Raw genomic sequence first — 11,890 nt, 5'->3', positions numbered from 1 at the left:
TGTAACTAAAACTCTTCATCAAAAACTATTAATTGGTTAAAACTGGTTCATCTTGTTTTAAAGCTATAAAATACACATCATCTAGCTGTGGTGTTGCCTTAACAAAGTCATCCGAGGGTTTTTCTAAAGCGTGTACTCTAATATTTAACGTATCATCAGCATTAAAATTTCTAGACAAAACGTTGTATAACTTCATGTTTTCTTCTAAATCATCTTTTTGGATTACTTTGGTCCAAATAGTATTCTCTAATTCTTCTGTTGCTTTTTTAGGCGTGCTATGTTTTAAGATTTTACCACCATTTAAAATGGCCATCTCATTACACAATTCTTTTACGTCTTCTACAATATGTGTAGAAAAAATAACGGTACAATTGCTACCAACTTCACGTAAAACATTTAAAAAACGATGTCTTTCTGCCGGATCTAAACCTGCAGTTGGCTCATCAACAATAATTAATTTAGGATTATTTAAAAGCAGTTGTGCAATACCAAAACGCTGTTTCATTCCGCCAGAATAACCTGCAACATGTTTGTGCCTTACTTCGTATAAGTTGGTAATTTCTAACACTTCTTTTACAATTGCTTTTCTTTCTGTTTTATTAGCAATTCCTTTTAAAGTTGCAAAATAATCTAACAATTCGTCAGCAGACATTTTAGGATACACACCAAAAGATTGCGGTAAATAACCCAAAACTTTACGCAAAGACATGTTGTCTTCTAAAACATTAATATCACCAAAAGTAATCGAACCAGCATCCGGACTTTGTAATGTTGCAATAGTTCTCATTAAAGAAGATTTACCTGCCCCATTTGGTCCTAACAACCCAAACATACCTGTGCCAATTTCTAAATTTAAATTATCAATGGCTTTTACACCATTTTTATATGTTTTGGTTAAATTTTTAATAACTAATTTCATATTACTTTTTTGTTGGTTAATGTTGTGTAATTAGTGTAAAAGTAAGCACTTTTGTTACACTATTTTGTGATTTTTTTAATGGAAATCCTAAAAAATGGTATTATTTTTACATCTATCAAGAAAAAATCAATTTTTATAAATTTATAAATAATGGCTAAAAAATCAATTTTAAATAAAGATTCACTTACATTTTTAGAAAAATATTTAAATAATGCGGCTCCTACTGGTTACGAATGGGAAGGTCAAAAAATTTGGATGGACTATCTAAAACCTTATGTAGATGAATTTATTACAGACACTTATGGTTCTGCTGTTGGTGTTATAAATCCGGATGCAAAATACAAAGTTGTAATCGAAGGACATGCAGATGAAATATCGTGGTATGTTAATTATATTTCTGATAACGGATTAATTTATGTAATTAGAAACGGTGGATCAGACCATCAAATTGCACCAAGTAAAATTGTAAATATTCATACTAAAAACGGAATTGTAAAAGGTGTTTTTGGGTGGCCTGCAATTCATACAAGAAACAAATCGAATGAAGAAGCACCAAAACCAGACAATATTTTTATTGATACAGGTTGCGCTACAAAAGAAGAAGTAGAAGCTTTGGGTGTGCATGTTGGTTGCGTAATTACTTATCCGGATGAGTTTCATATTTTAAACGGAGACAAATTTGTTTGTAGAGCTTTAGACAACAGAATGGGTGGTTTTATGATTGCTGAAGTTGCGCGTTTATTAAAAGAAAACAAAAAAGATTTACCGTTTGGATTGTACATTACAAACTCTGTACAAGAAGAAATTGGCTTGCGTGGTGCAGAAATGATTACACAAACCATTAAACCAAATGTTGCAATTGTTACCGATGTAACACATGATACAACTACACCAATGATAGAACCTAAAAAAGCAGGTTTACTAGAAATTGGTAAAGGGCCAGTTGTTGCTTACGCGCCAGCGGTTCAACAAAAATTACGAGATTTAATTACAGAAACTGCCGAAGCTAAAAAAATCCCTTTTCAGCGTTCTGCACTTTCTAGAGCAACGGGTACAGATACAGATGCTTTTGCTTACAGCAACGGTGGTGTAGCGTCAGCTTTAATTTCTTTACCACTAAGATATATGCATACAACTGTAGAAATGGTGCATAGAGAAGATGTAGAAAATGTAATTAGAATGATTTACGAAACACTTTTAAATATTAAAGACGGAGAAACTTTTTCTTACTTCGAATAAAAATACTTTAATTATGAATTACGAATTTTTAATTACAAATTCGTAATTCATAATTTTTTAAAAATGGACGAACTCATAGACATATTAACACCAGAAGGAAAATCAACAGGCAAAACTGCTTTAAAATCTGAAGCACATAAAAACGGTTGGTTTCATGCCACTGTACATATCTGGTTATTTACTTCGGATGACAAAATATTGCTTCAAAAAAGAGCAATGACAAAAAAAGTATTTCCGGGTTTATGGGATATTTCTGTTGCCGGACATATAGGCGCAGGAGAAACTATTTTAGTAGCTGCACAAAGAGAAGTTTTTGAAGAAATTGGCCTTAAATTACAAGAAAAAGACTTTATTAAAATTGGCACAAGAATTCATCAAGTAAAGCATCTAAACGGAATTATAGATAACGAGCATCATCATGTTTTTATAGCCGAATTAAAAACTCCTTTATCAACTTTAAAAATTCAAGAAGCAGAAGTTGATGACATCAAATTATTCAATTTAAAAGTATTAAAGGACACAAAAAACCTTGAAAACGTATTGTTACCAAGATTTCATGCGTATTACTGTATGGTTTATGATAAAATAATTGAATTTAAAAACAAGAAATAATTAACCTTTTGGTTTTTCAAAAAATGAATTTGCCATTTTTGTTTTACTAATTAATGGTAATGTAAATTTTACACTATTTCCAACAGGTTTTGTTGGTAATCCGTTTTTGTCTTGTGCATACCAAATAATTTCATTTGGTAAAAGAAACCCATTTACATTTTCCCATTTTTTATATTTTATCAAATTATAACGATTGCTTGATGTCTTAGAATTAAAAGTAACCGTGTAGGCTAACCATTCCATTTTATAAGTTTCAGGATTGTAGTATACAATATAATTATCATTAGAAGAATTACCAATATTTGCTTTGTAAGAAATTTTAAATCCAGGATATTTTACATTTTCAAAAACTAAATCTTCTGCTTTTTCATATACAATTCCGTTATCACCTAAAACAAAAGGCATTGCATAAAAATAGAAATATAAATTGTAATAAAACTTCGGATTACCTTTGTAATCACCATCATTTTCTTCATCTAACCAAACCTGATTACCGTCAAAACCCAAAGAATATTTTGGTGCATTAATTACGGTTTTTCTAGATTGAAGCGCTACCGTATGCGTTTCATCATTTATATTAAAAGACAATAAATGGTTTGATTTCCAATTTGAAATTCCGCCATGAAATTGAAAAACTTTATGCAATTCCGAAGGAAATTTAGACTCTTTTACCTCTACAACTTCTTTTTGCTTAACATCTTTTTTGGCTTCTTTTTTACAAGAAACAATTGTGAATGTAAGTACGAATACAACTGCTAATTTTTTCATAATATATTTTTAATACTTTCTAAATTTTAGATTGATACGTATACAAATCGAAATATCTACCTTCTTTAGCAATCAACTCATCATGCGTTCCTCTTTCTGCAATTTCACCAGCCTCTATCACCAAAATTTGATCTGCTTTTTTAATAGTACTCAACCTGTGTGCAATAACAATTGTGGTTCTGTCTTTTACTAATTCTGATAAACTTTTCTGAATTAAAGCCTCACTTTCTGTATCTAAACTAGAAGTGGCTTCATCTAAAATAATCATTTTAGGATTTGCCAAAATAGCCCTTGCAATTGCCAATCGTTGTCTTTGTCCGCCAGATAATTTCACACCTCTTTCACCAATTAAGGTGTCTAAACCATCATCAAAACGATCTGTAAATTCATTTACATAAGCTGCTTTTACAGCATTTTGCAACTCTTCTTTAGTAGCGTTTGGTCTAGGAAACAAAATATTATCTCTTATGGTTCCTTCAAATAAAAATTCATCTTGTAAAACAACACCTAAATATTTTCTAAAACTAGATAATTTAACCTTAGACATATCTTTATTATCTATAGTGATTTTACCTGCTGCTGGATTTAAAAATGTTGCCGACAAACCTGCAATTGTAGATTTACCAGAACCAGAACTACCCACCAAAGCAGTAACAGAACCTGCAGGAACTTTAAAATTAATGTTATTTATTACTTGTTTACCTTCTTCATAAGAAAACGAAACATCTTCAAAAACAACATCACCTTTTACATCATCTAAAACAATAGTTCTATGCTCGTTATCTTCTTCCGCAGCCATATTCATTAGCTCTTCTGTTCTGTCTAAACCAGCCAATGCTTCGGTTAATTGACTACCAATATTGCTCATTTGAACAATTGGTGCAACCATAAACGCTAACAGAAATGTAAACTGAATAAAGTCTCCAAAAGTTAAACTTCCTTCCATCATATAATATCCACCAATTCCCATAACACCTGTGGTTGCTAAACCTATTAAAAAAGTTGAAGAACTTGTCATTAAAGCAGTAACCGTCATGCTTTTCTTTACGTTTTCGTAAATATTTGCCACTCCTTTTTCAAAAATTTCACTTTCTTGTTGTTCTGCATTAAAGGCTTTTATAACTCTTATGCCTCCTAAAGTCTCTGTTAATCGACCTTTTACTTCTGCATTTATTTTACCTCTTGCTCTAAATATTGGTCGAATATATTTAAAAGATTTTAAAGCAATTAAACCAAAAATAGATAACGGAATAAACGTAAAAAGCGTCATCCAAACATTCATTCTTAATAAAATTACAAGTGTTACAATTGCTGTAAATGAACCACCAATTAACTGCACCAAACCTGTACCAATAAGGTTTCTTACTCCTTCTACATCACTCATAATTCTAGATACTAAAGCGCCAGATTTTGTGTTATCGAAAAAACTAATTGGTAAAGACAATACTTTCTTCTGCACTTGGGCTCTAAGTTCTGATATTAAATATTGTGCCTGAATACTTAATACTTTTGTCAATAAAAATGAAGTAATTGCTTGCACTAAAATTGCGCCAATTACTATTAAAACCAAATTATAAAGTTGATTAAATTCTTTATTTGGCACAACTTCGTCCATTAAAACTTTACTTTGCAATGGCAAAACAAAACCAGAAAGACTTCTTATTATTATCAATACCAAACCTAATAAAACCAAGTTTCTTCTTGGCCAAATAATGGTTTTAAAAGCTTGTTTTAAGGTTACTTTTGGTTTGGTTTTACTTTTTTTTGATTCTTTGAAATGTTGCATAAAAAATAGTTGTCAATTTATATGCCACAAGGAAAAAGCATGACAGATTTACAAAGTTACAATAAACAAAAAAACTTAATGGTTTTACACCGAAAGAACTTACTCTAAACCTAAATACATATAAATTAAAACTTTAACTTAAATAAAAACGTGAGTTTCATTTTTTTTTTACATTTGGATATCTTCTATCAAAATTATTTTGTGGAAGAGAAGAAAAAATTGCTTTATTTCATTACAATTTAAAATTAAACTTTACGCCAAATATTGGTTTGTAATCTAGTACAAATTATTTAAAAGTAATTTTAACACTTGCATTTATAGCGGGTATTACAACAATGAACGCGAATACAAATATTCAAAATAATGATCCAGAGGATGATTGTATTGCATATGCATGTGAAGGACTTGATGAATTTCTAGATTTTGTTGATGGTGAATCAAATGAAGCTCTTAATGATTTCATCGTTGATACATTATACAATGATTGCATGGGATTATAATTAATTTATGGGGAAATTAAACAATTTCCCCTTTTTAAAAAAAAATGAATATGATGAAAAAAATAACAGTTTTGCTATTTGTTTTATATGTATCAAATATATTTTCTCAAACAGGAATTATTAAATATACAACTAAAGTAGTTGATAATAAATCTAATGTTAGTGAACGGATAAAGAGAATGATTATTGAGGCAAATAGAACAAAATACACACTAATTTATAATTTAGAAAAATCTTACTTTCAAAAAGATAAGAATATACCAATTTATCCACTAGAAGCTAAATTGGCTTCTGTATTAGTAAGGTCAAACAAAAATTCACATCAATTAAACAACTTAAAAAAAGAAAACTTTTTTAACACTTTTATTAAAAACACTAATTATATCGTAGATGATAGTGATAAAATGAGTAATTGGGTTTTTGTTAATGAAACTAAAATTATAGATGGATATATATGTTTTAAAGCAACAAAAGAAATATTTTATAAAAGAACTAATGTTAAGTCAAATAATATAGCTTGGTATACACCTGATATACCTGTACCTTATGGACCCGCAGGTTATGGTGGTTTACCAGGTTTAATATTACAATTAGAAATTGGAACTAAAGTTACTTATTTGGTAAGTAAGGTTATATTAAACCCTACAAAAAAAGTTGAAATACCAACTTTAAAAGAAGGTGAAAAAATAAACTTAGAAGAAATGGTTTTTTTAATGCAAGAAGCAAGAAAAGTTACAAAAGACTAACGTTATGAAATTAAAAAACATCTTTTTTACATTATTTTTTTTAACAAATTTAACAGCACTACATAGTCAAAACGGAATTATTACATACAAAACAAAAAGAACAAAAATTCGTAAAACTTCTAACCCTGAAATGACTAGAAAAATTACGGAGGAAGTAAATAGAAGTTCATATGTTTTGTACTTTAATAAAGAAAAATCTTTTTTTAAAAAAGAAAAAAATATACCTCTTTACCCATTTAAATCAAAATTTGCTGATATTTCTACAGGTGCCAACAAAAATTGGTATCAATTTAATGGTATTAATAAAGATGCTATGTATAATACAGAAATTTTAAGTAAACAATATATTGTTAATGATAGCTCTAGAATGAAAGAATGGGAATTCTTTAATGAAATTAAAATTATTGATGGTTACACTTGCTATAAAGCAGTTAATAAAAAATTAAATACAAGATCTGGTAATTACATTACTAATATTGCATGGTACACTACAGATATACCCTTGCCTTATGGCCCTATAGGTAATGGTGGCTTACCCGGATTAATTTTGAAATTAGAAATAGATAACTTTCATTATTTAGTTGATAAAATCATTTTAAATCCAAAAAAAATAAAAAAAAATCCTAGTTTAAAGAAAGGAAAAAATATAGATGTAAATGAGAAAATAAGATTAATGAGAGATGTTAGAAAAGTTACTATAGACTAAAAAATCATGAAAAAACCACATCTAATTTTATTTTTTATATTAAACTTTTCTTGTGCTATTTCTTCACAAATAGTAATAAAAGGTAAAATTTTAGATGAAAATAACAAACCATTAACTGGCGCAAATATTTTAGCTTTCCCTAACAATAAAGGTAAATTAGCCCATAACGTTAGTGATAATTTAGGCAATTATACTTTATCACTTACAAAGAACACAACTTATAATACCTCTATAAGTTTTATGGGTTTTATAACTAGAAAAGAAACTTTAAACACTCCTAAAAAAGATAGTATTATTAATTTTATTTTAAAGGAAGACCCCAATAAATTAGAAGAAATTGTTATTAAATATAAAATTCCTGTAAGAATTAGAAAAGACACTACCACATATAATACAGATGCTTTTACAAATGGTAAAGAACGTAAACTAAAACAAGTTTTAAAAAAATTACCTGGCGTAGAAGTAGATAGAAAAGGCAATGTTACTGTAAAAGGTAAAAAAGTAACGACACTTTTAGTAGATAATAAAAAGTTTTTTACAGGAGACACAAAATTGGCGGTAAACAACATACCAGCAGATGTAATTGCCAAAATAGATGTTATAGAAGATTATCATGAAAATGCTTTTATGAAAGGTCTCGAAAAATCTGATGAAATTGCCATGAACATTAGCTTAAAAGAAGACAAAAAAAAGTTTGTGTTTGGAGATATAGAGGCAGGTTTAGGTATTAAAAACAGATATGTTTTACACCCTGCAATTTTTAAATACAGCCCAAAAACTAATTATAGTTTTATTGGAGATTTTAACAATACAAATAGAAAATCTTTTACTTTGAGAGATTATATAAATTTTGATGGTGGTTTAGACATGAATAACTTAAAAGAAGTAATTCAATCTCCGGTTGTAAAATTATTACGAAATCAAAATTTTACAGCTAGTAAACACAAATTTGGTGGTTTTAACATGCAACATGCTAAAAACGAAAAATTGAGTATTAGTTCTTTTTTAATTGCACTATCAGATAAAACAAATGGTCGTGTAGAGAATTTTAGAAATTATTTAATAGATAATATTACTGAAAGATTGCGAGAAGATGAAAGTAATAATCAGAATTTATTCTTAGGGAAAATACAATTCTTATATAAACCAGAAGAAAATACAAGAATTAAATATTACACAAAATTTGAAACAACTTCGATAAACCAAACCATCGAAAACAATAGAGATTTAGCTAATTCTGTAATAAACTTTAATGAAAATAATTTAATTAATTCTGATAAAATAAATTCTTATTTAAAAGCAGAAAAAAAGTTTTCTACTTACCATACATCACAAGCAATTGTAAATTTTAATTTTAATAAAATTGATGATTCCACAAATTGGTTAACAAACACTAATATTTTCCCAAATAATATTCCTATCAATGAGAAAGAAAGTATAAATGTTCTAAAAAAATCTTCAACTGAAAAGTTTGAATATAATGTGGCTTTAAAGCACTTTTGGATATTAGATAATGTGAATCATCTTTATTTTAATGTTGGTAATAATTTCGAACAAAATAAATTTAAGAGTAATTTATTACAAGATAATATAACTATTAGTAATTTCTCTAATAATCTAAAACACAACCAATTTACTATTTTTACAAGTATTTTATATAAAAAATTAATTGGTGATGCTATTTTTACGGCAGAATTAAAATATCAAAATTACTACAGAACAAGTTTAGACCTTAATAACAACAGCTCTTATCAATCTAATTTACTACTACCTAAAATTGAAATAGATTGGGATATTACTAATAGAAAGAAGCTTATCTTTAAATACAACCTTACAAATACATTTCCGAGCACAAGACAATTAATTTCTAATAATATTTTAAATAATTACAATAATATCTATACTGGTAACACGGATTTAAAAGAAACTTTTTATCACTTTGTTAGTTTAAGTTATAGAAATTACAAAACCTATGGTTGGAGTTTTTACCCAAGTATTTATTATAAGATAAGAAATAATCAAGTCCAGAATATTTTTAACACTTCAACTATTTTTAATGTTATTAATCCTATTAACATTGATACTCCCAACAAATCTTTAACTACAAATTTTAGAGTTGTTTACAATTATAAATACTGGAAAGCTACTGTATTAACAGAATATACAAATTCCAATTACGCAACATTTATAAACAATAATAAAATTAAGTCTAATAATAATTCATTTTTAACCCGAGCCAGTTTTAGAACTGTTTATGATAATAAACCAAATATAGATTTTTCATATTCTCAAACACATAAAGACAACACAAACTCTTTATTTAGTGCTATCTCTAATTTATCTAATTTAGATGTTGCTGTAGATTATGAGTACGAAAATTGGAAATTTAAAACTGAATATTTGTATAATTTTTATAAAAATAACGCTACTAAAAACACCAATTCGTTTAACGAATTAAATGCTTCCTTTTTTTATCAAAAAGAAAATAGTCCTTGGGGCTTTGAATTATTAGGCACAAATATTGGCAACAATATTTCTAAATTAAATTCTACTTTATTTTCAAATTTATTTTCTGAAAGAAGAACTTTTGTTTTCCCTAGAACATTTGTTATAAAGGCAATCTATAAATTATAATTTTGTAAATCTTTAATTCAGAAATCACCTATATAATAAAAAAAAACTTACTAGAAATTAGTTTACATTCTATTATCAATAATACTTTGTACAACTTCCGGATTTAACAATGTACTTGTATCGCCTAAGTTATCCATTTCATTAGCTGCAATTTTACGTAAAATACGACGCATAATTTTTCCTGAACGTGTTTTTGGCAATCCTTCTGAAAATTGAATTTTATCTAATTTTGCGATTGGTCCAATTCTGTCTGCAATTAATTGGTTGATTTCTTTTTTAAGATTATCATGATTTCTATATTCTCCGGCATCCTTTAAAGTAATATAACCGTATAAAGCACTTCCTTTAATATCGTGCGGAAAACCAACAATAGCAGATTCGGCAATTGCCGGATGCTCGTTTATAGCATCTTCTATTGGTGCAGTTCCTAAATTATGTCCAGAAACAATAATAACATCATCTACTCTACCAGTTATTCGATAATAACCAACTTCGTCTCTTAAGGCGCCATCGCCTGTAAAATAGTTATTTTCGAAAGCAGAAAAATAGGTTTCTTTATATCGTCGATGATTTCCCCAAATAGTTCTCGCAATACTTGGCCAAGGAAATTTTATACACAACCTTCCTTCTACTTGATTTCCTTTTAATTCTTGTCCGTTTTCATCCATTAAAGCTGGCTGAATACCTATAAAAGGTAATGTTGCATAGGTTGGTTTTGTAGGTGTAACATACGGAATTGGTGTAATCATGATTCCGCCAGTTTCTGTTTGCCACCAAGAATCTATAATCGGACTTTTCTTTTTACCAACATTATCATTATACCAATGCCATGCTTCTTCATTTATGGGTTCACCAACAGAACCCAAAACTTTTAACGAAGACAAATCATATTTATCTACCAATTCTGTTCCTTGTTTTGCCAATGCTCTAATTGCTGTTGGCGCTGTATAAAACTGATTTACCTTATGCTTTTCTACAATTTGCCAAAACCTACCAAAATCTGGATAACTTGGTACACCTTCAAACATAACAGTTGTTGCACCGTTTGCTAACGGACCATAAACAATATAAGAATGTCCGGTAATCCAACCAATATCTGCGGTACACCAATACACATCATTTTCTCTGTATTGAAATGCATTTTTAAAAGTATAAGCAGCATAAACCATATATCCTGCAGTAGTATGCACCATTCCTTTTGGCGTTCCTGTAGAACCAGAAGTGTATAAAATAAATAACGGGTCTTCGGCATTCATTACCTCTGCCTCACAAACATCAGAAGCATTATCTAACAAAGGTTGTAACCATTTATCTCTATCAGATTTCATCGATATATTAGATTGAATTCTTTTTGCAACTAAAACACTTTCTACACAAGTACAATTTTCTAAAGCTTCATCAACAATTCCTTTTAAGTCTATGGTTTTTGAGCCTCTATAAGATCCATCAGCAGTAATTACCATTTTACAATCAGAATCATTTATTCTTGTTGCCAATGCTGTTGCAGAAAAACCTGCGAAAACTACAGAATGTATTGCGCCAATTCTGGCACATGCTAAAGTTGCAATTGCCAACTCTGGTATCATCGGCACATAAATACAAACTCGATCTCCTTTTTGTATACCTTGCTCTTTTAACACATTTGCAAACTGATTTACTCTCTTGTGCAATTGGTTATAAGTAATATGTTCTGCAGCTTCATCTGGATTATTTGGCTCAAATAAAATGGCAGTTTTATCTCCTCGAGTTGCCAAATGTCTATCAATACAATTTTCTGTAATATTTAATTTAGCACCTTGAAACCATTTTATTTCTGGTTTCGAGAAATCCCACTCTAGAACTTTATCCCATTTTTTTCGCCAAATAAAATGCTCTTCGGCTATTTCTTCCCAAAAACTTTCTGGCTCTCTAATAGACTTTCTGTATACTTGATAGTATTCTTCTAAATGTTTTATGTGGTAATTACTCATAATAAGTTTT

At 28.8% G+C, this 11,890-nt stretch carries 10 protein-coding genes; 6 read left to right on the top strand and 4 right to left on the bottom strand.

Annotated features, from left to right (window positions below):
* Positions 1-28: 28 nt before the first annotated feature.
* A complete protein-coding gene (locus B5464_RS11705; protein WP_079738502.1) occupies positions 29-919 on the bottom strand; it encodes an ATP-binding cassette domain-containing protein in 891 nt (296 codons plus the stop codon).
* A 150-nt stretch (positions 920-1,069) separates the two neighbouring features.
* On the opposite strand from B5464_RS11705, the gene B5464_RS11700 reads away from it, so the two are divergent.
* Positions 1,070-2,158 (top strand): M42 family metallopeptidase, encoded by a 1,089-nt coding sequence (locus B5464_RS11700; protein ID WP_077808907.1) that lies wholly within the window; start codon positions 1,070-1,072, stop codon positions 2,156-2,158.
* Positions 2,159-2,221: 63 nt separating this feature from the next.
* The gene (locus B5464_RS11695) at positions 2,222-2,770 is read left to right on the top strand and encodes an NUDIX domain-containing protein (RefSeq protein WP_079738501.1); all 549 of its coding nucleotides are present in this window, start codon (positions 2,222-2,224) and stop codon (positions 2,768-2,770) included.
* Here B5464_RS11695 and B5464_RS11690 read toward each other — a convergent pair whose 3' ends face one another.
* Both B5464_RS11690 and B5464_RS11685 read right to left on the bottom strand, forming a co-directional pair.
* On the bottom strand, positions 2,771-3,538 hold the full coding sequence (locus B5464_RS11690; RefSeq protein WP_079738500.1) for a DUF6503 family protein: 768 nt from the start codon (positions 3,536-3,538) through the stop codon (positions 2,771-2,773).
* Between the two features lie 19 nt (positions 3,539-3,557).
* On the bottom strand, positions 3,558-5,324 hold the full coding sequence (locus B5464_RS11685; protein WP_079738499.1) for an ABC transporter ATP-binding protein: 1,767 nt from the start codon (positions 5,322-5,324) through the stop codon (positions 3,558-3,560).
* A gap of 335 nt (positions 5,325-5,659) precedes the next feature.
* On the opposite strand from B5464_RS11685, the gene B5464_RS14370 reads away from it, so the two are divergent.
* From B5464_RS14370 to B5464_RS11670, 4 genes are read left to right on the top strand one after another with little or no spacing between them, the layout of a single operon-like run.
* Positions 5,660-5,824 carry a hypothetical protein gene (locus B5464_RS14370; RefSeq protein WP_154066966.1) on the top strand — a complete coding sequence of 55 codons (165 nt, stop codon included), beginning with the start codon at positions 5,660-5,662 and terminating at the stop codon, positions 5,822-5,824.
* Positions 5,825-5,874: 50 nt separating this feature from the next.
* Positions 5,875-6,570: a GLPGLI family protein gene (locus tag B5464_RS11680; RefSeq protein ID WP_172830881.1), complete on the top strand. Its 696-nt coding sequence runs from the start codon at positions 5,875-5,877 to the stop codon at positions 6,568-6,570.
* Between the two features lie 4 nt (positions 6,571-6,574).
* Positions 6,575-7,276 (top strand): GLPGLI family protein, encoded by a 702-nt coding sequence (locus B5464_RS11675; protein WP_079738497.1) that lies wholly within the window; start codon positions 6,575-6,577, stop codon positions 7,274-7,276.
* A gap of 6 nt (positions 7,277-7,282) precedes the next feature.
* Positions 7,283-9,910: a carboxypeptidase-like regulatory domain-containing protein gene (locus B5464_RS11670; RefSeq protein WP_079738496.1), complete on the top strand. Its 2,628-nt coding sequence runs from the start codon at positions 7,283-7,285 to the stop codon at positions 9,908-9,910.
* Between the two features lie 62 nt (positions 9,911-9,972).
* On the opposite strand, the gene acs is transcribed toward B5464_RS11670, so the two are convergent.
* Positions 9,973-11,880: an acetate--CoA ligase gene (gene acs, locus B5464_RS11665; RefSeq protein ID WP_079738495.1), complete on the bottom strand. Its 1,908-nt coding sequence runs from the start codon at positions 11,878-11,880 to the stop codon at positions 9,973-9,975.
* Positions 11,881-11,890: the final 10 nt, after the last annotated feature.

The organism is Polaribacter sp. KT 15 (genome assembly GCF_900143115.1).
Classification (GTDB): domain Bacteria; phylum Bacteroidota; class Bacteroidia; order Flavobacteriales; family Flavobacteriaceae; genus Polaribacter; species Polaribacter marinaquae.
This window is presented reverse-complemented; position numbering and strand designations above follow the sequence as displayed.